The 26,243-nt window shown below is 60.9% G+C and carries 21 protein-coding genes; 6 read left to right on the forward strand and 15 right to left on the reverse strand.

Annotated features, from left to right (window positions below):
- Positions 1-100: 100 nt before the first annotated feature.
- From cmk to mtnA, 7 genes are all read right to left on the reverse strand, one after another.
- Positions 101-790, reverse strand: a complete 690-nt coding sequence (gene cmk / locus BFQ03_RS05140; protein ID WP_032863151.1) for a (d)CMP kinase — start codon at positions 788-790, stop codon at positions 101-103.
- Positions 787-2,997 (reverse strand): bifunctional prephenate dehydrogenase/3-phosphoshikimate 1-carboxyvinyltransferase, encoded by a 2,211-nt coding sequence (locus tag BFQ03_RS05145; RefSeq protein ID WP_065942635.1) that lies wholly within the window; start codon positions 2,995-2,997, stop codon positions 787-789. Before BFQ03_RS05145 ends, cmk begins: the two co-directional genes overlap by 4 nt.
- A 28-nt stretch (positions 2,998-3,025) precedes the next feature.
- Entirely contained in the window at positions 3,026-4,138 is a 1,113-nt protein-coding gene (hisC, locus tag BFQ03_RS05150) for a histidinol-phosphate transaminase (RefSeq protein WP_032863154.1), read from the reverse strand.
- A gap of 9 nt (positions 4,139-4,147) precedes the next feature.
- Entirely contained in the window at positions 4,148-5,242 is a 1,095-nt protein-coding gene (gene pheA, locus BFQ03_RS05155; protein ID WP_029298704.1) for a prephenate dehydratase, read from the reverse strand.
- Positions 5,242-6,327 (reverse strand): 3-phosphoserine/phosphohydroxythreonine transaminase, encoded by a 1,086-nt coding sequence (gene serC / locus BFQ03_RS05160; RefSeq protein WP_032863438.1) that lies wholly within the window; start codon positions 6,325-6,327, stop codon positions 5,242-5,244. The genes pheA and serC overlap by 1 nt, the downstream gene beginning before the upstream one ends.
- Positions 6,328-6,531: 204 nt before the next feature.
- A complete protein-coding gene (gyrA, locus tag BFQ03_RS05165; RefSeq protein ID WP_065942626.1) occupies positions 6,532-9,186 on the reverse strand; it encodes a DNA gyrase subunit A in 2,655 nt (884 codons plus the stop codon).
- A 424-nt stretch (positions 9,187-9,610) separates the two neighbouring features.
- Positions 9,611-10,687 (reverse strand): S-methyl-5-thioribose-1-phosphate isomerase, encoded by a 1,077-nt coding sequence (gene mtnA / locus BFQ03_RS05170; protein ID WP_065942627.1) that lies wholly within the window; start codon positions 10,685-10,687, stop codon positions 9,611-9,613.
- A gap of 110 nt (positions 10,688-10,797) precedes the next feature.
- On the opposite strand from mtnA, the gene BFQ03_RS05175 reads away from it, so the two are divergent.
- From BFQ03_RS05175 to BFQ03_RS05195, 5 genes are all read left to right on the forward strand, one after another.
- Positions 10,798-12,129, forward strand: coding sequence for a TRZ/ATZ family hydrolase (locus tag BFQ03_RS05175; protein ID WP_065942628.1), 1,332 nt, complete (start codon positions 10,798-10,800; stop codon positions 12,127-12,129).
- Between the two features lie 63 nt (positions 12,130-12,192).
- Positions 12,193-12,891 (forward strand): bifunctional 2-polyprenyl-6-hydroxyphenol methylase/3-demethylubiquinol 3-O-methyltransferase UbiG, encoded by a 699-nt coding sequence (gene ubiG / locus BFQ03_RS05180; RefSeq protein ID WP_032863162.1) that lies wholly within the window; start codon positions 12,193-12,195, stop codon positions 12,889-12,891.
- Between the two features lie 4 nt (positions 12,892-12,895).
- Positions 12,896-13,567, forward strand: a complete 672-nt coding sequence (mupP, locus tag BFQ03_RS05185; protein ID WP_032863164.1) for an N-acetylmuramic acid 6-phosphate phosphatase MupP — start codon at positions 12,896-12,898, stop codon at positions 13,565-13,567.
- Positions 13,568-13,631: 64 nt separating this feature from the next.
- Complete coding sequence (locus BFQ03_RS05190; protein WP_032863166.1) at positions 13,632-14,372, forward strand: YciK family oxidoreductase; 741 nt, start codon at positions 13,632-13,634, stop codon at positions 14,370-14,372.
- A 393-nt stretch (positions 14,373-14,765) separates the two neighbouring features.
- Positions 14,766-15,692 (forward strand): GGDEF domain-containing protein, encoded by a 927-nt coding sequence (locus tag BFQ03_RS05195; protein ID WP_032863168.1) that lies wholly within the window; start codon positions 14,766-14,768, stop codon positions 15,690-15,692.
- A 22-nt stretch (positions 15,693-15,714) separates the two neighbouring features.
- Here BFQ03_RS05195 and BFQ03_RS05200 read toward each other — a convergent pair whose 3' ends face one another.
- The 7 genes from BFQ03_RS05200 to BFQ03_RS05230 form a co-directional block, all read right to left on the reverse strand.
- Positions 15,715-16,506, reverse strand: a complete 792-nt coding sequence (locus BFQ03_RS05200; protein WP_032863170.1) for an iron-containing redox enzyme family protein — start codon at positions 16,504-16,506, stop codon at positions 15,715-15,717.
- Between the two features lie 46 nt (positions 16,507-16,552).
- The gene (locus BFQ03_RS05205; protein ID WP_032863172.1) at positions 16,553-19,015 is read right to left on the reverse strand and encodes an EAL domain-containing protein; all 2,463 of its coding nucleotides are present in this window, start codon (positions 19,013-19,015) and stop codon (positions 16,553-16,555) included.
- Positions 19,016-19,110: 95 nt separating this feature from the next.
- Complete coding sequence (locus BFQ03_RS05210) at positions 19,111-20,892, reverse strand: ABC transporter ATP-binding protein (protein ID WP_032863439.1); 1,782 nt, start codon at positions 20,890-20,892, stop codon at positions 19,111-19,113.
- A 31-nt stretch (positions 20,893-20,923) separates the two neighbouring features.
- Positions 20,924-21,526, reverse strand: coding sequence for a DsbA family protein (locus BFQ03_RS05215; protein ID WP_174553309.1), 603 nt, complete (start codon positions 21,524-21,526; stop codon positions 20,924-20,926).
- Positions 21,527-21,562: 36 nt separating this feature from the next.
- Positions 21,563-22,504, reverse strand: coding sequence for an oxygen-dependent tRNA uridine(34) hydroxylase TrhO (locus BFQ03_RS05220; RefSeq protein WP_032863175.1), 942 nt, complete (start codon positions 22,502-22,504; stop codon positions 21,563-21,565).
- 239 nt (positions 22,505-22,743) lie between these two features.
- On the reverse strand, positions 22,744-23,037 hold the full coding sequence (locus BFQ03_RS05225) for a BolA family protein (RefSeq protein ID WP_032863177.1): 294 nt from the start codon (positions 23,035-23,037) through the stop codon (positions 22,744-22,746).
- Between the two features lie 12 nt (positions 23,038-23,049).
- The gene (locus BFQ03_RS05230; protein ID WP_029298732.1) at positions 23,050-23,571 is read right to left on the reverse strand and encodes a DUF2059 domain-containing protein; all 522 of its coding nucleotides are present in this window, start codon (positions 23,569-23,571) and stop codon (positions 23,050-23,052) included.
- A 194-nt stretch (positions 23,572-23,765) separates the two neighbouring features.
- Here BFQ03_RS05230 and BFQ03_RS05235 point away from each other — a divergent pair, with 194 nt between their 5' ends.
- Entirely contained in the window at positions 23,766-25,154 is a 1,389-nt protein-coding gene (locus tag BFQ03_RS05235; protein ID WP_065942629.1) for a class II fumarate hydratase, read from the forward strand.
- A 105-nt stretch (positions 25,155-25,259) separates the two neighbouring features.
- Here BFQ03_RS05235 and BFQ03_RS05240 read toward each other — a convergent pair whose 3' ends face one another.
- A complete protein-coding gene (locus BFQ03_RS05240; protein ID WP_065942630.1) occupies positions 25,260-26,222 on the reverse strand; it encodes a DMT family transporter in 963 nt (320 codons plus the stop codon).
- Positions 26,223-26,243: the final 21 nt, after the last annotated feature.

Consider the following 26,243-nt stretch of genomic DNA (forward strand, 5'->3'; position numbering starts at 1 on the left):
CGAAGAATACGCCCATCTGCCACACCCCAGACGGTGTGGGTTACGTTCATATAAGAGAAGAAGCGCAGGTCTAGGACTGGTCCCCTGCACTTCCTCTGAGTCATCCGGCGATATCGCGAAGAGCGATTTCACTCAAGATGCGTTCCAACACCTGCTCGATGGACAATTCCGTGGAATCCAGCTGTATGGCGTCAGCCGCCGGTTTGAGCGGGGCTACCGCACGCTGGGTGTCACGCTCATCGCGTGCACGAATCTCATCTAGCAGACTCGACAGACTAACACCATCCACCTTGCCCTTCAACTGCAAGTAACGGCGGCGCGCCCGCTCCTCGGCACTGGCCGTCAGGAAAATCTTCAGCGGCGCCTCGGGAAACACCACGGTGCCCATGTCGCGACCATCGGCCACCAGGCCAGGCGGCTCCTGGAAAGCCCGCTGGCGTTGCAGCAAGGCATCACGCACGGCCGGCAATGCGGCGACCTGAGAGGCCCAGGAGCCGACCTGCTCGTTACGCAGGTCATCGGTCACATCATCGCCTTCGAGGATAATGCGCAGCGAGTGACCTTCGGTCGCCCCGACGAACTGCACGTCAAGGTGAGCCGCCAGCAGCACCAACGACTCTTCGTTGGTCAGGTCGACGCCATGGTTGCGCGCTGCGAAAGCCAGCAAGCGATACAGCGCCCCGGAATCCAGCAGGCACCACCCCAGACGCTTGGCCAAAAGGCCCGCAACCGTGCCTTTGCCAGAACCGCTTGGCCCGTCGATGGTAATCACCGGTGCTTTGATATTCACAATTGAGCCTCTTGGGCAACACGAATGCCGACTTGGGCACACAGTGTAAGAAAATTCGGAAAAGATGTTGCTACGTTGGCACAGTCATGGATACGAATCGGCCCAGTAGCACACAAGGAAGCCACACTGAATGCCATGGCAATCCGATGATCACCGTGTGCATGCACCTCGCCACCCGCCATGCTGCCACCGTCAATGATAATCCCATCAGGTGTCGGCACACACTTCACGCCCAGCGCCAGGAGACCATCGGCCATGACCTGGATCCGGTCGGACTCCTTGACCCGCAACTCTTCGGCACCCCGCAATACCGTACGCCCTTGCGCGCAGGCGGCGGCAACAAACAGTACGGGGAACTCGTCGATTGCCAGGGGCACCAGCGCCTCCGGAATCTCGATACCCTTGAGCGGTGCCGCACGCACGCGCAGATCGGCCACAGGCTCACCCCCGACTTCGCGCGGGTTTTCCAGGGCGATATCAGCCCCCATCAGGCGCAGGATATCGATCACTCCGGTACGGGTCGGATTGATCCCCACATGCTCAAGCAGCAACTCCGAACCCTCGGCTATCGAGGCTGCCACCAAGAAAAATGCCGAAGAAGAGATGTCGCCCGGCACTTCGATACGCGTTGCCACCAATGCATGACCTGACTCAATGGCTGCCGTCGCGCCTGCGACTTCCACCGGGCAGCCAAAGCCGCGCAACATCCGCTCGGTATGATCACGGGTTGGCGCAGGCTCGGTGACTGCCGTACGCCCTTCGGCATACAGCCCGGCCAACAGCAGGCTGGATTTAACCTGGGCACTGGCCATCGGCAGCATATAGCTCAAGCCCTTGAGAGTTTGCCCGCCGCGAATGGTCAGTGGTGGTCGGCCTTCAGGGCCAGTCTCGATCACTGCCCCCATTTCCCGCAACGGCTTGGCTACCCGATTCATCGGCCGCTTGGACAGCGAAGCATCGCCGATCAAGACACTGTCAAAACGCTGCGCCGCCAGCAATCCCGACAACAGGCGCATGGAAGTGCCCGAATTACCGAGATAGATAGGGCCCGGCGCAGGCTGCAAGCCATGCAAGCCGACACCATGGATGGTCACCTTCCCATGATGCGGGCCTTCAATCACCACGCCCATATCACGGAACGCCTGCAAGGTCGCCAGGGCATCCTCCCCTTCCAGGAAACCTTCGACTTCAGTCACACCCTGCGCCAGCGACCCCAGCATGATCGATCGATGGGAAATGGACTTGTCACCCGGCACTCGGACCGTTCCGCTCAAACGCCCACCCGGACTGGCGACAAAGACCACATCATCGGCGTTCACTGCCGCATCCACATAGGCCCGGCGCGCCAGAATCTTGCTGAAGTGCTCACGTGCGACCCGCGCACGGGTGAAGACACCCAGCAACTGGTGCCCGTCGCCGGCATCGACCGCGTCGCGCAAGGCGTCGAGGTCGCTGCGAAAAGTGTCTAGAGTCCGCAGCACTGCCTCGCGATTGGCGAGAAAGATGTCGTGCCACATCACCGGATCACTGCCGGCGATCCGAGTAAAGTCGCGGAAACCACCGGCTGCGTAACGGAAAATTTCCAGATTCTCGTTACGCTTGGCCAAGGAATCAACCAGGCCAAATGCCAGCAGATGCGGCAAATGACTGGTCGCCGCCAGCACTTCGTCGTGGCGCTCGACCTGCATATGCTCGACATCCGCACCCAGTTCGCGCCACAGGCGGTCCACGACTGCCAAGGCCGCAGGGTCGGTTTCGGCCAATGGCGTGAGGATCACCTTGTGCCGACGGAACAACTGCGAGTTGGAGGCTTCCACCCCGCTCTGCTCGGAGCCGGCAATCGGATGCCCCGGCACGAAACGCGCCGGCATACCGCCAAACGCCAACCGTGCCGCGCGCACCACATTGCCCTTGGCGCTGCCGACATCTGTCAGGATCGCCTGGCCCAGATCCATGCCGGCCAACAACGCCAGCAGTTTTTCCATAGCCAGGATTGGCACCGCCAACTGAATGACATCAGCCCCCTGACAGGCAACCGCCAGGTCCGCCTCGCAGCGATCCACCACGCCCAGCTCAACCGCCAGTTTGCGCGATTGCGGGTCCAGGTCCACGCCAACCACTTCGCCACACAGGCCGCTTTCACGCAGGCCCTTGGCAAAGGAGCCACCAATCAATCCCAGACCGACCACCACCAGGCGACCGATCACAGGCACAGCAAGTTGCTTTGCAATCACATCAACCACGGGCCAGAACCTTGGCCAACGCCTCAAGGAAGCGGCTGTTTTCAGCCGGCAAACCAATGGTGATACGCAAGTGGTTCGGCATGCCGTAATTGGCCACCGGACGCACGATCACGCCTTCGCGCAACAGGCCCTGGAACACTGGGGCTGCCACCTGGCCAAGGTCGACGCAAACGAAATTGCCCTTGGAGGGAATCCAACCCAGGCCCAGCTCACGAAAGCCCTGCTGCAGTTGCTGCATACCACTCTCGTTGATCCGCCGCCCTTCTTCCAGGTACTCGGCATCCTTGAGCGCCGCACAAGCCGCCGCCAGCGCCAGGCTGTTGACGTTGAACGGCTGGCGCACCCGGTTCAGCACATCAGCGACGACGGCTGTGGATAACCCGTAACCGACCCGCAACGACGCCAGGCCATAAGCCTTGGAGAAGGTGCGTGAGACCAGCAGGTTCGGGTAGGCCGCCAGGAAGTCCAGGCCGTCGGGCAGATCACTGCCTTCGGCATACTCGATATAGGCCTCGTCCAGCACCACCAGCACATGCTCCGGCACGTCTTGCAGGAACTCGTCCAGCGCCTCGACACCAAACCAGGTGCCGGTCGGGTTGTTCGGATTGGCGATAAACACCACCCGGGTCTGGGCGTCGATGGCGGCCAACATGGCCGGCAGGTCATGCCCCCAGTCCTTGGCGGCAATCACCCGCGCTTCGGCACCGACGGCCTGGGTGACAATCGGATAGACCGCAAACGCATGCTCACTGAACACTGCATTCAAGCCCGGCGCCAGATAGGCACGCGCCACCAGTTCCAGAATATCGTTGGAACCGTTGCCCAGGGTGACCTGAGCCAGCTCAACCCGGCAGCTCTCGGCCAACAGGGACTTGAGGGCAAAACCATTGCCATCAGGGTAACGCGTCAGTTCGGCCAGCTCTTCGCGAAGCGCCGCCAGCACCTTGGGGCTTGGACCCAGGGGGTTTTCATTGCTCGCCAGCTTGACGATCTTTGCCGGATCCAGGTTCAGCTCGCGCGCCAACTCGTCCACAGGCTTGCCTGGAACGTAAGGCGACAGTTGTTGCACGCCCGGCTGTGCCAGGGCGAGGAAGTTGCCACTCATGTCAAAGCCTCACAAAACCGCTTTCGGGTAGGAGCCCAGCACCTTGAGTGCCACGGCTTCCTGACTGATTTTCTCCAGCACACCCTTGACCAGCGGATCACGGTGGTGGCCGACGAAGTCGATAAAGAACACATAGGTCCATTTACCGCTGCGTGAAGGACGCGTCTCAATTCGCGTCAGGTCAATCCCGTTGTCATGGAACGGCACCAGCAGCTCATGCAGCGCGCCGGGCTTGTTGCTCATGGAGACGATGATCGAGGTCTTGTCATCGCCGGTCGGTGGCACTTCCTGGCTGCCGATCATCAAGAAACGCGTGGAGTTGTCCGGGCGATCCTCGATTTTCTCGGCCAGGCGTGTCAGGCCATACAGACCCGCCGCCATATCCCCGGCAATCGCCGCCGAATTCCACTCACCCTTGACCCGCTTGGCCGCTTCGGCGTTGCTGGACACCGCCACGCGCTCGACATTCGGGTAATGGGCATCCAGCCACTTGCGGCACTGGGCCAGCGACTGGGCATGGGAGTAAATACGGCTGATGCTGTCGGTCTTGGTGTTTTCGCCCACCAGCAAATGGTGGTGAATACGCAGCTCGACTTCGCCACAGATCACCATGTCGTGCTCAAGGAAGCTGTCGAGGGTATGGTTGACCGCACCTTCGGTGGAGTTTTCCACCGGCACCACGCCAAAATTCACCGCACCCGCAGCCACTTCGCGGAACACTTCGTCGATGGCCGCCATGGGTTTGCTGATCACCGCGTGGCCGAAATGTTTCATGGCCGCCGCCTGGGTGAAGGTGCCCTCGGGGCCGAGGTAAGCCACTTTCAATGGCTGCTCCAGGGCCAGGCACGAAGACATGATCTCGCGGAACAACCGCGCCATTTCTTCATTGCCCAGCGGCCCCTGGTTGCGCTCCATGACGCGCTTGAGCACCTGGGCTTCACGCTCCGGACGGTAAAAAACCGGCACTTCGCCTTCAGCCAGGGAGGCCATTTTGACCCGTGCCACTTCCTGGGCACAGCGCGCCCGCTCACTGATCAGCTCCAGGACTTTGGTGTCCAGGGCGTCAATGCGCACGCGCAGGGCCTTGAGTTCTTGCTCAGACATTAGCCGTGTTCCTTTTCGAACTCTGCCATGTAAGCCACCAGCGCCTTGATGGCATTGATATCAACGGCGTTGTAGATCGAGGCACGCATGCCACCCACCGAACGATGACCCTTGAGGTTCAGCAGGCCACGCGCGTCGGCACCCGCCAGGAATGGCTTGTCCAGACGGTCGTCGGCCAGGCGGAACGGCACGTTCATCCACGAACGGGCGCTCAGGCTGATCGGGTTGCTGTACAGGCCGCTGGCGTCGATGAAGTCGTACAGGGTGCGCTTCTTCTCTTCGTTGAGCTTGCCCATGGCCGCGACACCGCCCTGCTCCTTGAGCCACTCGAACACCAGGCCCGAGAGGTACCAGGCAAAGGCCGGCGGGGTGTTGTACATCGAGCCGTTGTCGGCCGCGACCTTGTAGTTGAGCATGGTCGGGCACACCGAGCGGGCACGACCGAGCAGGTCTTCGCGGATGATGTTGACCAGGATGCCGCTCGGGCCGATGTTCTTCTGGGCGCCGGCGTAGATCATGCCGTAGCGGGACACATCCATCGGGCGCGAGAGAATGTCCGAGGACATATCACACACCAGAGGCACATCACCCACTTCAGGTACCCAGTCGAATTCCAGGCCGCCGATGGTTTCGTTCTGCACGTAATGCACGTAGGCCGCGTCTTTCGACAACTTCCATTCGTTCTGACCTGGAATGGCGAAATAGTCGTACGGCTTGGCAGTGCCGGCCACGTTGATGTTGCCGTAGCGCGAGGCCTCTTCAATGGCCTTCTGCCCCCAGATACCGGTATCGATATAGTCGGCAGTGCCGTCTTCCGGCAGCAGGTTCAGCGGGATCTGGGCGAACTGCTGGCTGGCGCCGCCTTGCAGGAACAGCACCTTGTAGTCCGACGGGATGTCCAGCAGGTCACGCAGATCCTGCTCGGCCTTGGTGGCAATGGACACGAACTCATCACTGCGATGGCTCATTTCCATCACGGAGAGGCCTTTGCCATGCCAGTCGAGGAGTTCACCCTGCGCGCGCTGCAGGACCGCTTCAGGAAGTGCCGCGGGACCAGCACAGAAGTTATAGGCTCTCTTGCTCACATCCAATCTCGCTCTGATCTGTTGGGGGCTGCAATCAATATCGGGCAACACACGCCCTGTAGGAGCTGGCTTGCCTGCGATGGCAGCGCCGCGGTATCGCTGAAATACCGAGGTGCCTGTATCGCAGGCAAGCCAGCTCCCACCTGTTTCAAAAGGGACAAATAACAAGGGGGCGAATCTTCATCCGCCCCCTTGTTTGTCCGCTTACGCCTGCGGCTCTTCTTCGTCTGCGGCGGCATCGAGGGTTGGCTCGTCGACGTTGTCATCGCCGGCTGCGATCACCTCGCCATCGAATCCCTCACCCTCCAGCTCCTCACCTTCGACTTCCGACGGTTCCTGGACACGCTCCAGGCCCACCAAGGTCTCGTCGCTGGCCAGCTTGATCAAGGTCACGCCCTGGGTGTTACGACCCAGGCTCGACACTTCATCAACCCGGGTACGCACCAGGGTGCCCTGGTCGGAAATCAACATGATTTCCTCGCCATCGAGCACCTGGACCGCGCCAACCAGACGGCCGTTGCGATCATTGCTGACCATGGCGATAACGCCCTGGCCGCCACGCTTGTACTCGGGGAACTCGCCAATAGCGGTACGCTTGCCATAACCACGCGCCGAAGCCGTGAGGATCTGGCTGCCTTCTTCCGGGATCAGCATGGAAATCAGCTTCTGCCCTTCCGGCAGACGCATGCCACGCACACCACGGGCGGTACGGCCCATGGCACGCACGTCGGATTCCTTGAAGCGCGTCACCTTGCCACCGTCGGAGAACAGCATGACTTCACGCTCGCCATCGGTGATGGCGGCGGAGATCAGTACGTCGCCTTCGTCCAGCTCCAGGGCGATCAGGCCCACGCTGCGTTGACGACTGAAGGATTCCAGCGGGGTCTTCTTCACGGTGCCTTTGGCGGTTGCCATGAAGATGAAGTGACCTTCGGTGTATTCCTCAACCGGCAGCATGGTGGTGATGTATTCATCAGTGTCCAGCGGCAGCAGGTTGACCAGCGGACGCCCACGGGCGGCGCGGGACGCTTCCGGGATTTCGTAGGTCTTGAGCCAGTACACCTTGCCCTTGCTGGAGAACAGCAGCAGCGTGGTGTGGCTGTTGGCAACCAGCAGGTGAGCGATGTAGTCCTCATCCTTAACGCCGGTAGCCGATTTACCTTTACCACCACGGCGCTGGGCCTGGTACGCAGCCAATGGCTGAGTCTTGGCGTAGCCACCGTGGGAAATGGTCACCACACGCTCTTCTTCCGGGATCATGTCACCCAGGGTCAGGTCGAGGCGGGCATCGAGGATTTCGGTGCGGCGCACGTCGCCATATTCGGCGCGGATCACTTCCAGTTCTTCGCGGATCACTTCCATCAGGCGCACAGCGCTGTTGAGGATGCGGATCAACTCACCGATCTGGTTGAGAATCTCCTGGTACTCGGCCAGCAGCTTTTCATGCTCCAGACCGGTCAGGCGGTGCAGGCGCAGTTCCAGGATGGCCTGGGCCTGTTCCGGCGACAGGAAATACTTGCCGTCGCGCAGGCCGTATTGTGGGTCCAGGGTCTCCGGACGGCACGAATCGGCACCGGCGCGCTCAACCATCGCCACAACGGCGCTGGATTCCCACGGCATCTTGATCAGTGCTTCCTTGGCTTCCGACGGGGTCGGCGAAGCCTTGATCAGGGCGATAACCGGGTCGATGTTCGACAGCGCAACCGCCTGGCCTTCCAGGATGTGCCCACGCTCGCGAGCCTTGCGCAGTTCGAATACGGTACGACGGGTCACCACTTCGCGACGGTGACGCACGAAGGCTTCCAGCAGATCCTTGAGGTTCAGGATGCGCGGGCGACCGTCGATCAGGGCCACGACGTTGATACCAAACACGCTTTGCAGCTGGGTCTGGGCGTAGAGGTTGTTGAGGATCACCTCAGGCACTTCGCCACGACGCAGCTCGATCACCACGCGCATACCGTCTTTGTCGGACTCGTCGCGCAGTTCGGTGATGCCTTCCAGTTTCTTCTCTTTAACCAGCTCGGCGATCTTCTCGATCAGACGCGCCTTGTTCAACTGGTAAGGCAGTTCGGTGATGACGATCTGCTGGCGGCCACCGACCTTGTCGATGTCTTCGATCATCGAGCGGGCGCGCATATAGATGCGCCCGCGACCGGTGCGATAGGCTTCGATGATGCCGGCGCGACCGTTGATGATCGCGGCGGTCGGGAAGTCCGGGCCGGGGATGTATTGCATCAGCTCATCGACGGTCAGCTCGGGGTTGTCGATGAGGGCCAGGCAACCGTCGATGACTTCACCGAGGTTGTGTGGCGGGATGTTGGTGGCCATGCCCACGGCGATACCGCTGGAGCCGTTGACCAACAAGTTGGGAATACGGGTCGGCATGACCGCCGGGATCATTTCGGTGCCGTCGTAGTTCGGCACCCAGTCCACGGTTTCTTTATGCAGGTCGGCCAGCAGTTCGTGCGCCAGCTTGGTCATGCGCACTTCGGTGTATCGCATGGCCGCAGCATTATCGCCGTCCACCGAACCGAAGTTGCCCTGGCCGTCTACCAGCAGGTAGCGCAGGGAAAACGGCTGGGCCATCCGAACGATGGTGTCGTACACCGCAGTGTCGCCGTGAGGGTGATACTTACCGATCACGTCACCGACAACACGGGCAGATTTCTTGTACGGCTTGTTCCAGTCGTTACCCAGCTCGCTCATCGCGAACAGCACACGCCGGTGCACGGGCTTCAAGCCATCGCGCGCATCAGGCAGTGCCCGCCCGACAATTACGCTCATTGCGTAGTCGAGGTAGGACTGTTTCAGCTCGTCTTCGATATTGACCGGGAGGATTTCTTTGGCCAGTTCGCCCATGAGAAGCCTGATTCCTTTTTCGGGTGAAACTTCGTCACATCCATACGGGACAAACGAAGCTCGCCGCCGCCGACATGATGCCTGGCAACGACTTACGACAAATCAACGAGTTATGACACGGATCTGCGCATTAAAGGCCGCCCCTCGGGGTGACCTTGGAAACCGCCGAATGGTATCACAATCGCCGCCACGCACCTATCCCCCAGATGCGCATGGAGCGTAGTAAGTTGACGGATGACAGGCTTGAGGGCGACGAGAGGGGCTCAGAGCTGGATCAAGGCTCGGATTTGCGTATGAATCCGAGGGTTTTGTTGGCTTTTCGGGCCAATCGCGAGCAAGCCCGCCCCCACATTTTGACTGTATTCACAGATCAAGGGTGGGAGCGGGCTTGCTCGCGCTTGCAATCTGCCAGACACCAACGCCCTTAGTGCAGGCGCTTACGGCACATCAACTTGGCCATCTTTGCGCTATCAGGCCGCTCGACGATGCCTTTTTCCGTCACGATCACGTCGATCAAGTCAGCAGGGGTCACGTCAAACACGGGGTTGAAGGCATTGACATCGGCAGCAAAGCGCTGCCCGGCAACCTCCAGCAACTCGCCGGCATCGCGCTCTTCCAGGGCGACGTCATCGCCAGTAGCCATCATCAGGTCCAGGGTCGAACTCGCCGCCACCACCATAAAGCGCACGCCATGGTGCATGGCGCACACCGCCAACTGATAAGTGCCGATCTTGCTGATGACATCACCATTAGCGGCGATGCAGTCGGCACCAACGATCACCCAGGTCACGCCCTTGGTTTTGAGAATATGCGCGCCCGCCGAGTCGGCGTTCACCGTGACCGGAATGCCCTCGCCCGCTAGCTCCCAGGCGGTCAACCGCGATCCGTGCAGCCACGGGCGGGTTTCGTTGGCGTAGACCTGCTCGACCATACCTTCCAGGAAAGCCGCACGGATCACCCCGAGAGCCGTGCCCACACCGCCGCTGGCCAAGGCCCCCGCATTGCCATGGGTCAGGATGGCCTGGGCGTTGCCCTGGTGCTTGCGGATCAACTCGACGCCCAATTGCGCCATCGTCAGGTTGGCTTCGCGGTCGCTTTCATGAATTGCGACAGCTTCGGCCTCCAGCACCGCCAGCGGGTCGGCGTGCTTCCGGAGGCGGTCCAGGCGATCGCGCATACGCTTGAGGGCCCAGAACAGGTTTGAAGCAGTAGGACGGGAGTCAGCCAGTAGCGCGTAGTCCTCTTCCCACGAGGCCTGCCAGTCACCACCCTCGGCGATCCGCCCGCGCGCGGCCAGCACCAGCCCGTAGGCAGCGCTGATGCCGATGGCCGGAGCGCCACGCACCACCATCGAGCGAATGGCTGCGGCCACCTCTTCGACAGTCGAGCACACGACCCAGCTTTCCCGAAACGGCAACGCACGCTGATCGAGCAGGTGCAGTGCGCCATCACGCCAATCGATGGCCTTCACCTTCTCCGCTGCCAACAGTCGATCGCGCATCCCTAACCCCGCACTCGTGAACAAAAGCCGCCGATTATAGCGATCCGCCAGCCAGGACGCTCGGGTATACTTCGCCCCTCTTTATATCACCGCCCCGGACGCTGCTCGCCATGACACCACCCGTTGCCCCGCTCGACCTCTTGCTACTGCCAACCTGGCTGGTACCGGTCGAGCCTGCCGGCGTGGTGCTCAAGGAGCATGGCCTGGGCATCCGCGACGGTCGCATTGCGTATATCGGGCCGCGTACGCAGGCCCTGAAGCTGGCGGCCCACGAAGTGCGCGAGTTGCCGGGCATACTGCTCAGCCCGGGCCTGGTCAATGCCCATGGCCACGCGGCGATGAGCCTGTTTCGCGGCCTGGCGGATGACCTGCCGCTGATGACCTGGCTGGAAAAGCACATCTGGCCCGCCGAAGCCAAGTGGGTCGATGAAGCCTTCGTGCGCGACGGCACGGACCTGGCGATCGCCGAACAGATCAAGGGCGGCATTAGCTGCTTCTCGGACATGTACTTCTTCCCCAAGATCGCCAGCGAACGCGTGCACAACAGTGGTATCCGCGCGCAGATCGCGATTCCGATCCTCGACTTTGCGATCCCTGGCGCCGCCACCGCCGACGAGGCCCTGCGCCAGGGCATCGAACTGTTTGGCGACCTCAAGCACCACCCACGGATCAAAATCGCCTTTGGCCCCCACGCGCCCTATACCGTCAGCGATGCCAACCTGGAAAAAGTCCGGGTGATCGCCGAGGAGTTGGACGCTGCCATTCATATGCACATCCACGAAACCGCCTTTGAAGTGCAGCAGTCCGTTGAGCAGTACGGCGAACGCCCCCTGGCCCGCCTCGCCCGCCTGGGGTTGCTCGGCCCGCGCCTGCAGGCCGTTCATATGACCCAAATCAGCGAAGACGACCTGGCATTGCTGGTAGAAAGCAACAGCAGCGTAATCCACTGCCCGGAATCCAACCTGAAACTGGCCAGCGGCTTCTGCCCGGTGGAACGCCTGTGGCAGGCCGGCGTCAATGTGGCAGTAGGCACCGACGGCGCGGCAAGCAACAATGACCTGGATCTGCTGGGCGAAACCCGCACCGCTGCGCTACTGGCCAAAGCCGTCGCCGGCTCGGCCAGCGCCCTGGATGCCCATCGTGCGTTGCGCATGGCCACCCTCAACGGTGCGCGAGCGATGGGCCTGGAAGCGGAAATCGGCTCGCTGGAAGTAGGCAAGGCCGCGGATATCGTGGCCTTCGACCTGTCGGGACTGGCCCAGCAACCGATCTACGATCCGGTCTCGCAGCTTATATATGCCACCGGACGCGATTGTGTGAAACACCTTTGGGTCGGCGGCAAGCAACTGCTCGACGACCGGCAACTGACACGTATGGATGAACAGCAGTTGAGCGCCACAGCCGCTGCCTGGGGCCGGCGCATCAGCGGACATCACGAATAACGCCGGCCCTGGATCAGCATTCCAGGCCCGGCAAACCGTTTTATCGGATTTAGAGGACTACCCATGAGTAACGTCGACCACGCCGAAATCGCCAAATTCGAAGCCCTGGCCCATCGCTGGTGGGACCGCGAGAGCGAGTTCAAGCCCCTGCACGACATCAACCCGTTGCGGGTCAACTGGATCGACGAGCGCGTCAACCTGGCCGGCAAGAAAGTCCTCGACGTAGGCTGCGGTGGCGGCATTCTCAGCGAAGCCATGGCCCAGCGTGGCGCCACGGTCATGGGCATCGACATGGGCGAAGCGCCGCTGGCCGTGGCCCAACTGCATCAGTTGGAGTCGGGCGTGAGTGTGGAATACCGGCAGATCACTGCCGAAGACCTGGCCGAAGAGTTGCCCGAGCAGTTCGACGTGGTGACTTGCCTTGAGATGCTGGAGCACGTTCCAGACCCCTCATCAGTGATCCGCGCGTGTTTCCGTATGGTCAAGCCGGGCGGCCAGGTGTTCTTCTCCACCATCAACCGCAACCCCAAGGCCTACCTGTTCGCGATCATCGGCGCCGAATACATCATGAAGCTGCTGCCGCGCGGCACCCATGACTTCAAGAAGTTCATCCGTCCTTCTGAACTGGGCGCCTGGAGCCGCCAGGCCGGGCTGACAGTCAAGGACATCATCGGCCTGACCTACAACCCACTGACCAAGCACTACAAGCTGGCCAGCGACGTGGACGTCAACTACATGATCCAGACCCTGCGAGAGGAATAAGCCTGTGAAGTTGAAAGCGGTTCTTTTCGACATGGACGGTACGCTGCTCGATACCGCGCCGGACTTTATCGCCATCTGCCAGGCCATGCGCGCCGAGCGCGGGCTTGCGCCGATCAACGACCAGCATATCCGTGATGAAATCTCCGGCGGCGCCCGGGCCATGGTTGCCGTGACATTCTCCATGGACCCCGAGTCCCCAGGCTTTGAAGCGTTGCGCCTGGAGTTCCTCGAACGCTACCTCAAGGGCTGCGCGATCCACAGCAAGTTGTTTGATGGCATGGCCGAACTGCTGGAAGACATCGAGCGGTCCAAGCTGATCTGGGGCGTGGTCACCAACAAGCCACTGCGCTTCGCCGAACCGATCATGCAGCAACTGGGCCTGGCCGAGCGCTCGGCCCTGTTGATTTGCCCGGACCACGTGAAGAACAGCAAGCCCGATCCGGAGCCACTGATCCTGGCCTGCAAGATGCTCGACCTGGACCCGGCCAGTGTGCTGTTCGTCGGCGATGACCTGCGCGATATCGAGTCGGGCCGCGACGCCGGCACCCGCACCGCTGCCGTCACCTACGGCTACATCCACCCCGACGACAATGCCCGTAACTGGGGCGCCGACGTCGTGGTCGATCACCCGCTGGAGCTGCGCAAGGTGCTCGATAGCGCACTCTGCAGTTGCTGACAGGTTAAATGAAGCTCCCACATTCAGATATGTGCTGCCCCACTGAATTTTGTTGAGGTCGATTATGTTTGATTACTCCGCACGCCCAGAATTGCTCAAGGACCGGGTCATCCTGGTCACCGGCGCCGGTCGCGGGATTGGTGCAGCGGCGGCCAAGACCTATGCCGCCCACGGTGCCACCGTGCTGTTGCTGGGCAAGACCGAAGCCAACCTGGCCCAGGTCTACGATGAAATCGAAGCCGCCGGCCACCCGCAGCCGGTGGTGATTCCGTTCAACCTGGAAACGGCCCTGCCTCATCAATACGATGAGCTGGCGGCAATGATCGAAAAAGAGTTCGGCCATCTCGACGGCCTGCTGCACAACGCCTCGATCATTGGCCCACGCACCCCGATCGAACAGCTGTCGGGCGAAAACTTCATGCGCGTCATGCATATCAACGTCAATGCCATGTTTATGCTGACCGCGACCTTGCTGCCGTTGCTCAAGCTGTCCCAGGACGCTTCGGTGGTGTTCACTTCCAGCAGCGTCGGACGCAAGGGTCGCGCCTACTGGGGCGCCTACGGCGTGTCGAAATTCGCCACCGAAGGCCTGATGCAGACCCTGGCCGACGAACTCGACACCGTCGCCGCAGTGCGCGCCAACAGCATCAACCCCGGCGCCACCCGCACCAGCATGCGCGCCCAGGCTTACCCTGGAGAAAACCCGGCCAACAACCCGCTGCCGGAAGAGATCATGCCGGTGTACCTGTACCTGATGGGGCCGGACAGCTCAGGGATCAATGGGCAGGCGTTTGACGCGCAATAACCCTACGGCTAGCACTGGTTTCCTGTGGGAGCGGGCTTGCTCGCGAAGGCGGTGTGTCAGTCCCCAGTTTATTGACTGATCCACTGCTATCGCGAGCAAGCTCGCTCCTACAGGGGCCGGCGCCAAATTTCCAACACTGTGCATACGCAAGAAAATCCCATCCCATTGTTTTACAAGCAATAAAAATACTTCGCACGAAATGGCACGCTTTTCGCTCCAATTTGTTTAAGCAGGCGGCGCGACGTCAAGACGTGTGGCATGGGATCAGGGGTTATAACCCCCGGTAAAGCGGACTAGACTGTTACCTATGTTTTACGGAACTGAAGGAACAGTAAAACGCCGCTCCCACCGAGCCTGTAAGACAGCATTAAGTGCTTAGAGGCCTACCTGCTTATGAAAACACCGACCCAGACCAACGCAATTGACTTCGACAGTGCCAAATTGCAGCGCCTGGGCTTTGGCCAGCCTTCCCTGATTGCACGGCGCCCCATCAGCCTCGCGCAGTTGCGTCAGCAGTTGAACCTGCAATTGCAGACCAGCCTGGAACCCGAGCGGATCCTTGGCCTGTTCTTTCGCGAAGTGCAGCGCCTGGTGCCCCTGGATGCCCTGCAATACAGTCATGAAGCCAGCGACCTGCGCCTGGAATATGGCCAGCGCGGCCATCATTCAGTGAGTTATAGCCTCAGCCATCAGGGTGAGCACCTGGGCGAACTGGTATTTCGCCGCAACCAGCGTTTCAGCGAAGAGGAACAGGGCAATCTGGAGTCGCTGCTGGCCAGCCTGCTCTATCCCATGCGCAACGCCTTGCTGTATCGCGCCGCAACCCGCAGCGCCCTGCGTGACCCACTGACCGAGACCGGCAACCGCATCGCCATGGACCAGACCCTGGGCCGGGAAATCGAGATGGCCAAGCGGCATCTGCACCCGCTGTCCTTGCTGATGCTCGACATCGATCACTTCAAGCGTATCAACGACAGCCACGGCCATGCCACGGGCGACAAGGTGCTCAAGGCCGTCGCCGCCTCGATCAAGAACCAGTTGCGCAATGTGGACATGGTGTTTCGGTTTGGCGGGGAAGAGTTTCTGATCCTGCTCTCCAACACCGGCCGGGATGCCGCAGCCATGGTGGGCGAACGTCTGCGCCAGGCAGCGCAGGCCCAGGACTATTGGGCGGACACCACGCGTATCGAATTGACGGTGAGCCTGGGTTGCTCGACCCTGTTGACTGGAGAGTCCGCCGAAAGCCTGCTGCGCCGGGCCGACAATGCCTTGTATGTGGCCAAGCGCGAAGGCCGCAACCGCCTGGCAATGGCGGGGTAAACGCTACCCCGCCATGCCTGGGTCAGGCTTCGCTGGCCGCCAGCACCTGGCGCTCGCGGGTCACCGGGGTTTTCTCCAACTGCATGCAGCGCTCCAGAAACAGATACATGTAGTCGTAGCTCTTGCACACGGCCTGGCGCAGTTCCACTTGCAGCGCCTTGCTCGGGTTCATCCCGGCCAGGGTGCAGATGATCTCCAACGCTTCCCATGGATGGGCGTCGTCATACTGGGCATGCATCTTCAGCCACTTCATGGCGCGCTTGCGATCTTCCTCGGGGAAAGCTGCGGCATAGACGCCCGTCGAACACACCAGCGCAGACCACTCCCCAGTGGCCCCCTCAATGGCGTAGTTGGTAGCGGCAATGGCCACGATCAACGAATCTGCCGAACTGGTGTGCCAGCACCAATGGCTCAGTGCATGCAACTCTGGCGGTACGTTCTGCGCCTGCAACTCCTCCAGGCCAACGCCATGGGCGCGTGCCCAGTGCATCCAATAATCGGCATGGTTCAGTTCCACACGAATATTGCGCATCAGCCAACGCCGCGCCATATCCTCGCCAGGATGACGGGCAAACTTGGTCTTGGTCAGGTTTTGTGCCATGTACAACGCAAACTGTTCAACCACCGGCCATCCACCAATCAGGTAGTGGCGCATGGTTTTGGCACTGAGCTTGTTATCGCGCATGCGCTGGTACAGTTCGTGTTCGACAACCCGGCGCTTGCTCTCGCTACAGTCCTGGATCAATTGCTGAGCCCAGGTGGGGTAGCTTGAGGCCTCCATAAGCGGGCCGGTTCTGCTGAATGTGTCGATCACTGTCGGGCTCCTTTTGATGTGTGATGTGTACAGACCGGCAGATGCTTCAGCGGAACGTGCCGGGCGCCCTGAATAACAGGGGCTGCGGGCGCGCAGGTCGACACTGCAAACTATCAAAGGTAAACAATTGCGGGCGTTCAATCAGGTAGCCCTGAGCGTAGTCCACGCCAATCTCAAGCAATGCCTGCTCGATGTGCGGTGTCTCGACAAACTCGGCAATCGTACGTTTACCCATGACATGGCCGATGTGATTGATCACTTCGACCATGGCGCGGTTAATCGGGTCGTCCAGCATATCCTTTACGAAACTTCCATCGATCTTCAGGAAGTCTACAGGTAAATGTTTGAGGTAGGCGAATGAGGACATTCCGGCGCAAAAGTCATCCAGCGAGAAGCAACAACCTAACGCTTTGAGTTCGTTGATAAAACGAATGGCGCTACCCAAATTCGAGATGGCACTGGTTTCGGTGATTTCAAAACAGATCATGCCCGGAGGAATGTCATAGGCGGCGAACTTCTCCCGCAGGAAGCGCAGGAAGTCGTCATCGCCGATGGTAATGCCCGACAGGTTGATCGCACACATCGCCATCGGCCTGCCCGGGCGTTCGATCATGCAACGGGCAATGAGCTTGAACACGTTTTCTACCACCCAGCGGTCCAACGAGGTCATCAACCCGTAACGTTCAGCGGCCGGGATAAAGCTGTCGGGCAAGATGATCCGCCCCGCTTCATCGTGCAGGCGCAGCAGGATCTCGATATGCCCGGCACCCGCCACGGTGTGGCCCAAGGGTGCAATTTCCTGGGCATATAGGCAAAAACGGTCCTCTTCCAGAGCCATGTGCAAGCGCTGGATCCAGGCCATCTCGCCAAAGCGCAAGGACAACTCGGTGTCATCGGCGTGATAGACCTGCACCCGGTTGCGGCCTTTCTCCTTGGCCATGTAGCAGGCCATATCCGCGGCCCGCAATGAGGTTTCCAGGGTGGTCGGGGTGTGCGAGATATTCACCAGACCGATACTGACCGTGGTGACAAATGGCCGCCCTTTCCAGACGAAGTGCAGGTTTTGCACGGTGTGACGCAGACTTTCGGCGATTTTTTCGGCCACCGACGCCGGGCAATTCTCCAGCAGAATGCCAAATTCGTCGCCCCCCAGGCGGGCCAGGGTATCGCCTTCGCGCAGGTCCGATTGCAGCAGGGCGCAGATATGGCGCAGCAACTCATCGCCCGCCGCGTGGCCACAGGTGTCATTGACCAGCTTGAACTGGTCCAGGTCGAGAAACATCAAGGCGTGGTGCCCCGACTGCTGGCGCCCGACGCCATGCAGCGCTTGCTCTAGGCGGTATTCGAACTCGCGTCGGTTGGCAAGCCCGGTCAAGGCGTCATGGGTCGCCTGCCAGGACAGATTGGCAATGTACTGGCGCTCCTGGGTCATGTCGTGCAACACCAGCACTGCACCGCTGACTTTACCGGCACTGCGGATCGGCGCACCGACCAGGGTCACGGAGACGGTGCTGCCATCCAGGCGCTGGATCAGCTTGGAATGCTCGCTGCCACCGCTAAGCTGACCACCCAGGATGTGATCGATCAGGGTAAACCCATCGGCCTGGGCGTTTTCATCCAGCAGGTTGAACAACGCAGCCAAAGGCAGGCCCTGGGCCTGAGCAGCATTCCAGTGGGTCAGGAATTCCGCCGCCGGGTTCATATAGGCGATCGCGCCATCGACATCGGTGGTGATCACTCCGTCGCCGATCGACTCCAGGGTGATCTGTGCCCGCTCCTTCTCCAGTTGCAAGGCATCGGCAAACGCATGACGCTGGGCCAATAGTTTGCGCGTGCGCAACAACGCCAAGGCAATCAGGCCCAGGGCGGTGGCCAGGTTGGTGATCAGCAACAGGCGCAGAATCATCCTGGAGCCTTCGCCCAGCGCATCGCTGAAGGCCTTGGCCGCCGGCGTCACGCCATCGTTGATCGCGATAATGCGCTCTTTCCAGGCACGGATCTCGCTGCTGCTGACCTGGTTGGCCAGGATTGCCCGGTGCATCTCCTGCGCCAGGTCATCGAGTTGCACCAGGTAACCATCGCCCACGGTCCACAACTCGATGGCCTTCTCCAGATAGCTGAAATGGCGAAAGTTGAGGTACAGCCAGATCACGCTCGATACGTCATCAGGATGATTGCCACCCTTGAGAATGCCCAGGCGCGCGGCCGTCAGGTCAGGGCTGGGGCGATCCAGGGCCACGCGCAACTCATGCCCGCCCTGTGGCACGGCAATGGCGTTCTGGTATTTGAGAAAAGTCGCCTGGTCACGGTTGTCGGCGTACAGGGTCAGGTAGTAGATGGCGTCTTTCTGGCCCTTGGACCACAGGCTCTCGCCCGCCACATAGCCGCGCACGGCCGACAGCATGTAAAGACTGACGCACCCCAGCAATGCCTGGAACAGCACGACAGCAATAAAGGGCCAGACAATACCCAGTAACCGGGGTGTTCCGAGAGTTCGCTTCTGCTTCATGAGGTCCCTTGCATCAGCACAGGCGAGTAAAAACTGCTCCTGACAGCACAGCCGAGGCCAAACGCGATCCCTCCAGGATAGGGGCCAGGATCGATTCAGCGAACTTGTTGCAAGTGTCCATAAAGCTTGGCGTACAAACCGCCATCGGCAATCAGTTGCTGGTGGTCGCCATCTTCGGCAATGTGCCCACCGTCAAACACCAACACCCTATCAGCCTGCTTCACCGCCGACAAACGGTGAGCAATGATCAGTGTAGTACGCCCACTGAGAAACCGCGCCAGCGCCTGGTGCAGGTTGTACTCGGTGGCCGCATCCAGGGCCGAGGTGGCTTCGTCGAGAATCACCACCTTTGGCTCGGCCAGCACCATCCGGGCAATCGCCAGACGTTGGCGCTGGCCACCGGACAAACGTACCCCCGAGCGCCCGACAATGCTGTCCAGGCCCTGGGGCAACCCTTTGACCGTAGCATCCAACTGGGCAATTTCAAGGGCCTGCCAACAGGCCTGGTCGCTGCGTTCGCGGCCCATGGTCAGGTTGGCGCGCACGGTGTCATTGAACAGCGCAGGATGTTGCAGCACCACCGCGACATGCTCGCGGATGGTTTCCAGGCCAATCGCCTGCTGAGTCGCGCCACCGAAGCGGATCGTGCCCGCTTGTGGGGTGTAGAGCCCCAGCAGCAGCTGCACCAAGGTACTTTTACCGCCGCCGCTGGCGCCGACAATCGCGACCTTCTCGCCCGGCGCAATGGCCAGGTTCAGCTGATTGAGCACTAACTCCTCGCCGTAGCCGAAATCCAGGCCCCGCACCTCGATGCCCACGGTTTCGCGCCCGGTAAACGGATCCTCGCCCCCGGTATATTGCGGTTCGTCGGCACGGGCCAGCAGTTCGTTGATCCGCGTCAGCGCGCCACCGGCGGCGTAGTAGGCGTATTGCAGGTTCAGCAGTTGCTCCACCGGACCGATCATGAACCACAGGTAGCTGAACACCGCGAGCATCTGACCGATGGACAGGTCGGAAAACAGCACGGTGAGCATCGCCGCCGCACGAAAAATATCGATGCCAAACTGGAACAGCAAGCCACTGGCCCGGCTGGAGGCATCGCTTTTCCACTGGGAGTTGATGGCAAAATCGCGCACTTCCTGGGCGCGCTGCCCCAGGCGCCCGAGGAAAAAGCCCTGGCGATTGCCAGCGCGTACTTCCTGGATAGCATCGAGGGTTTCCGTCAGGGCCTGGGTAAACCGCGAGGTGCTGTCGTTTTCCAGCTTCTTGAGGTGCTTGACCCGCTTGCCCAACTGCACCGTGGCGTAGATCACCAGCGGGTTGAACAGCAGGATCAACAGCGCCAGCTGCCAGTGCATCCACATCAGGATCCCGGAGGTGCCAACCAGGGTCAGCATGGCCACCAGGAAACGACTCAAGGTTTCACCGACAAACTTGTCCACAGTGTCCAGGTCAGTGACCAGGTGCGTGGTCACGGTGCCGCTGCCCAGGCTTTCGTATTCGCCCAGGGAGACGCGCTTGAGCCGTTCGATCAGCCGCACCCGGATCCGGTAGACAATGTCCTTGGCCAGCCCCGCAAACAAGCGCGCCTGGACCACGTTGAATACCAACGCCGCGCAACGCAGGATCAGGGTGATCAGCAGCATCAGGCCGATATAGCCAGCAGCCTGCTGCCAGGCCGTAGGCAATGCGTGGTTCATCACCTTCAACGCGGCATCGCCATTGCCCAGCAGTACCTCATCCACCAGCAGGGGCAGGAGCAAGGGAATTGGTACGCTGCACAAGGTCGCCAATACCGCGACCCCATTGGCAATCCACAGGGCTTTTTTATGGCGCAGGGCCAGGCGGCGAATTTCTGCCCAGGTCAGCCGATCGATGCGTGCGCGTGGCTCGCCGGTATGAGACGGGTCATGCACAGGCAGCTCGCTCCAGCCAGCGACCGAGCAAAGGCGACAGCTCGGACAGCGGCTGGTAGCCGTTGGTCAACAACGCCAACTGACCATTGCGTTCGGCCAGCAACGTGGGGAACCCAGCGATGCCCAGGTCCTGCACCCAGGTGAAATCGGCGGCCGTGGCGGCATGCTGTTCAGCGCGGTCAAAGGCCTCGGCAAACTCAATGCGCGGCACGCCCGCAGTCTCGGCCAGCTCCACCAGCACACTGGCGCGGGTCACATCGCGACCTTCGACATAAAACGCCTGCTGGATCAGCCCCAGCAACGTCCAGGCGCAATCCGGCGCCAGACTGCGCGCTGTGACTATCGCGCGGCATGCCGGCTCCGTGTCATACACAAAACCGTCAGGCAAGGCGCCCTCCAGGCGAAACGGCTGGCCAGTGGCCTCAGTCACCGCCTGCCAGTGCTCCAGGATATAGCGCCGGGTGGCCGGCTCCAGCGCCGCGCCACTGCCGGTACGCAAACCGCCCACCACCAGGTGCAGCTCCACGCCCGCCGCCTGGGCCTGCTCGACCAAGGCCTTGGCCACCGGGGCAAAACCCCAGCACCAGGAACACATCGGGTCCATTACATAGAGCAGGCGTGCAGACATGGTTCAAGCCTCGGTGGATGATTGCTTGTAGTTGTAACCAATCGGGTGCGGCATGTTGCGGGCCTTGGCCAGTTCGATCTGCTTCTGGCGGTCGATCGCACTGCGACGGGTCTTCTCGGACAGCTTATCCCAGCAATGCGGGCAACTGATGCCAGCCACATAATGCTCGGATGCGCGATCCTCTACGCTAATCGGTGTGCGGCAAGCATGACATTGATCGTAGTCACCTTCGCTCAAGTCGTGGCGCACGGTCACGCGATTATCGAAAACAAAGCAGTCGCCCTGCCATTTGGTTTCTTCCTGCGGTACCTCTTCGAGGTACTTGAGGATGCCGCCCTTGAGGTGATACACCTCGTCGAAGCCTTCGCTGAGCATATAGCTCGAAGCTTTTTCACAGCGAATGCCGCCGGTACAGAACATGGCAACTTTCTTGTGCTTGGCTGGATCGAAGTTGGCTTTGATGTAGTCGGGAAATTCGCGAAAACTCGTGGTTTTCGGGTCAATCGCGCCTTCGAAGGTGCCGATCGACACTTCATAGTCGTTACGGGTGTCGATCAACAGCACTTCTGGGTCGCTGATCAACGCGTTCCAGTCTTGTGGATCAACATAGGTGCCGACTTTTTTGTTGGGGTCGACGCCTTCGACGCCCAGGGTCACGATCTCTTTCTTGAGCTTGACCTTGGTGCGATAGAACGGCTGCTCGTCGCAGTACGACTCTTTGTGGTCGATGTCGACCATGCGCGGGTCGTTCTTCAGCCAGGTCATCAGGCCATCAATGCCTTCGCGGCTACCGGAAACGGTGCCGTTGATGCCTTCTTCGGCGATCAGCAAGGTGCCCTTGATGCCGTTGTCGACCATGGCTTGCAGCAGAGGCTCGCGCAGGGTGACGTAATCTTCGAGGGTGACGAACTTATACAGTGCCGCCACGACGATGGGTTGTGTCATGGGTGTTCTCTCCAGGTGGCTACCCTCGCAAAGGGTGAACCGGATGCAAAAAAAACGCGCCGACTGAGCGGCGCGTTGCGGATTCTATCAGGGATAAACCCTGAACTGTAGGAGCGAGCTTGCTCGCGAAGCTCGTTAACGATGACGCTGGCACCCTGGGTAAACGCGGCGCCTTTGCGTTTTTCGTCGGAACGCCGCCCGGAGCCAAGCTCGCTCCTACAGAGGTTGACCGTTACCCATCAATGTCCGCCAGCGCAGGTCGGCGAGGCCGGGGCTGCGTCGGTTTTTGCCCATTCTTCAGGCGTGTAGGTATGCAGCGCAAGCGCATGGAACTCGCCCATCAGGTCACCCAACGTGGCGTAGACCTTCTGGTGGCGCTTGACGCGATTGAGCCCGTCGAACTGCTGGCTGACCAGCACGGCCTTGAAGTGCGTCTGCAATCCACGGCTGTGCATATGGCTTTCGTCCAGCACACTCAGGTGTTCCGGGCTCAGGGCGTCAAGCGCCGTCTCGATGCGCTGTTGCATGGTCATTGCTGGCTCCACTTACTTCTTGGCAGGCGCGGCGGCTTTTTTCGCCGGAGCCAGTTCGTTGGTCATGTCTTCCAACAGTTTGTTCACCACCGGCACTGCGCTTTCCAGCTTGGCCTGGGTCAACTGGGCCGATTGCTGGGTCAGTTGCGGCATTTTCTCCAGGACTTTCTTGCCCAGTGGCGACTTGTAGAAAGCAACCAGGTCCTTGAGTTCGGACTCGCTGAAGTTGCTGGTGTACAGCTTGACCATGTCCGGCTTGAGCTTGTTCCAGCCAATGGCCTGGTCCAGGGCGGCGTTGGCCTTGGCCTGGTAGGTGTCCAGAACGGTTTGCTTGGCGGCAGGCGCCTTGGTCTGCTCGAAACGCTGGGCAAACATTTGCTGCACTTGCATGTACACCGGGGTGCCCAGCTTGTCTGCGTGGGCCAGGGTCAGGAAGGCTTCGGCACTGGCGTTGTGGCTGGCGGTATCGGCAAGAACCTGGCCGCTGGCACATACCAGAGCAACCGCGGTACAGATGGCACGAAGACGAGTCATCGAGTTTCCTTTTCTAGCAGGCGAGGTAAGACCCCAAGGGCGACCATTCTGCGCCTAAAAAACGCTGGCACTCAACCCCACGCCTTGTAGGGCCTGGTTTTGCGGGAGTTTGGCCGATGAAATGGGTTTTATGGAACCCAAACGCGCGCCCAGGGCCTAAACTGCGCAAACCGACTACAAGGAGGGTCCCCGCGATGAGCCGTATCGAAACCGACAGCCTGGGCGAAGTACAGGTCCCGGATGACGCTTACTGGGGCGCACAGACCCAACGTTCGCTGGTCAACTTCGCCATCGGCGAGCAACGCATGCCACTGGCGGTATTGCACGCCCTGGCCTTGATCAAGAAAGCCGCGGCGCGGGTCAACGACCGCAATGGCGACCTGCCCGCCGATATCGCCCGGCTGATCGAACAGGCCGCCGATGAAGTGCTTGATGGCCAGCACGACGACCAATTCCCGCTGGTGGTCTGGCAGACCGGTAGCGGCACCCAAAGCAACATGAACGCCAACGAAGTGATCGCCGGCCGCGCCAACGAGCTGTCGGGCCAGCCCCGTGGCGGCAAAAGCCCGGTACACCCCAACGATCACGTCAACCGCTCCCAGAGCTCCAACGACTGCTTCCCCACCGCCATGAGCATTGCCACCGTGCAGGCGGTGCACGAGCAGTTGCTACCGGCGCTGCGTGAACTGTCCGGTGGCCTGGCAGAGTTGTCGGCGCGCCATATGAAGCTGGTCAAGACCGGCCGCACCCATATGATGGATGCCACGCCGATTACCTTCGGCCAGGAGGTCTCGGCGTTTATCGCGCAACTGGACTACGCCGAGCGCGCCATTCGCAGTGCCCTGCCCGCCGTCTACGAATTGGCACAGGGCGGTACGGCGGTGGGCACCGGCCTGAACTCGCCCCATGGTTTTGGCGAGGCGATTGCCGCAGAAATCGCCGCGTTGTCCGGGTTGCCATTTGTCACCGCGCCGAACAAATTCGCCGCGCTGTCGGGCCATGAACCGCTGACCACCCTGTCCGGCGCCCTGAAAACCCTGGCCGTGGCCTTGATGAAAATCGCCAACGACCTGCGCCTGCTGGGCTCGGGCCCGCGCGCTGGGCTTGCTGAAGTGCGCCTGCCGGCCAACGAGCCGGGCAGTTCGATCATGCCCGGCAAGGTCAACCCGACCCAGTGCGAGGCGCTGTCGATGCTGGCCTGCCAGGTCCTGGGCAACGACGTGACCATCGGCATTGCCGCCAGCCAAGGGCATTTGCAATTGAACGTGTACAAGCCGGTGATTATCCACAACCTGCTGGAGTCGATCCGCTTGCTCGCCGACGGCTGTCGCAACTTCCAGGAACATTGCATCGCCGGCCTTGAGCCCGACGCCGAGCAAATGGCCGAGCACCTGGAACGGGGCCTGATGCTGGTAACGGCGTTGAACCCGCATATCGGCTATGACAAGTCAGCAGAGATTGCCAAGAAAGCCTATGCCGAGGGGCTGACACTGCGCGAAGCGGCGCTGGACCTGGGCTACCTCACCGATGCCGAGTTCGACCAGTGGGTACGCCCGGAGAATATGCTCGAAGCAGGGCACTGATCCCCGCCCCTGTAGGAGCCGGCTTGCCGGCGAAAAACGTCAACGATAACGCGGGATGTCTGATGCCCCGCGTTGCCCTCGGGCTTTTCGCCGGCAAGCCGGCTCCTACAGGGGTTGTACCGACCTTGCGCGCCGGGCCTTGAGCCCGGCGATCAAGGACGGCGCCAACGCCACCGACGCCGACCCCAGCACCACCAGTACCGCGCCACCATACCCCAGGCCGTTGATCTGTTCGGCGTGTACATAGTCGGGCCACAGCCAGGCTGCAATCGCCACCGCCACGAACGTCACCAGCGGCGTAATCGCCAGGGTCGCACTGACCCGCGATGCTTCCCAATGGGCCAGCGCCTCGGCAAACGCGCCATAAGCAATCAGCGTATTGAAACAGCACGCCAGCAACAGCCAGCCTTGCAATGGGCTCAGTTGCAGCGCCTCCATGGGATGCACCCAGGGCAGCAGCAAAAACGCGCAGCACAGGTAAATCACCATCATCACCTGCAATGAATTCCACACCGTCAGCAATTGCTTCTGGCCCAGGGCGTAGAACACCCAGATGGTGGTCGCCAGCAAAATGGTCAGGACCCCGGCGGTGTAGGTGCCCAAGGACGTCAACAACTCTGCCAGGCGCTGGTTGAAGAACAGCGCAAAACCGATGATCAGCACCAGCAGGCCCACGCCCTGCCCCAGGCTGAAACGCTCCTTGAACAGGAACACACTGGCGATCATCAAGAAGATCGGCCCCATCTGCACCACCAGTTGCGCCGTGCCGGGGCTCAGCATCTTCAGCCCGACCAGGTACAGCACATAGTTGCCCACCAGGCCGCACACCGCCATTGCCACCAGCCAGCCACCGCGCTTGCCCAGGACTTTCGGGCTGGGCAGGCGTTTGACGGCGGCCAGGTACACAAACAGGCACGTACCGGACACCATCAGGCGAAACCAGGTCACGGTGATCGGGTCCATCACCTGCAGGACCTGTTTGAGCTTGATCGGCAGAATGCCCCAGAGCAGCGCGGTCAGCAGGGTCAGGGATAAACCGTAGACCCAGCGGCCGGAAGAGATGTGCATGAGTGCCCCAGGAGCCAGTGG

The sequence above is a fragment of the Pseudomonas sp. 25 R 14 genome, from assembly GCF_900004755.1.
Classification (GTDB): domain Bacteria; phylum Pseudomonadota; class Gammaproteobacteria; order Pseudomonadales; family Pseudomonadaceae; genus Aquipseudomonas; species Aquipseudomonas brenneri.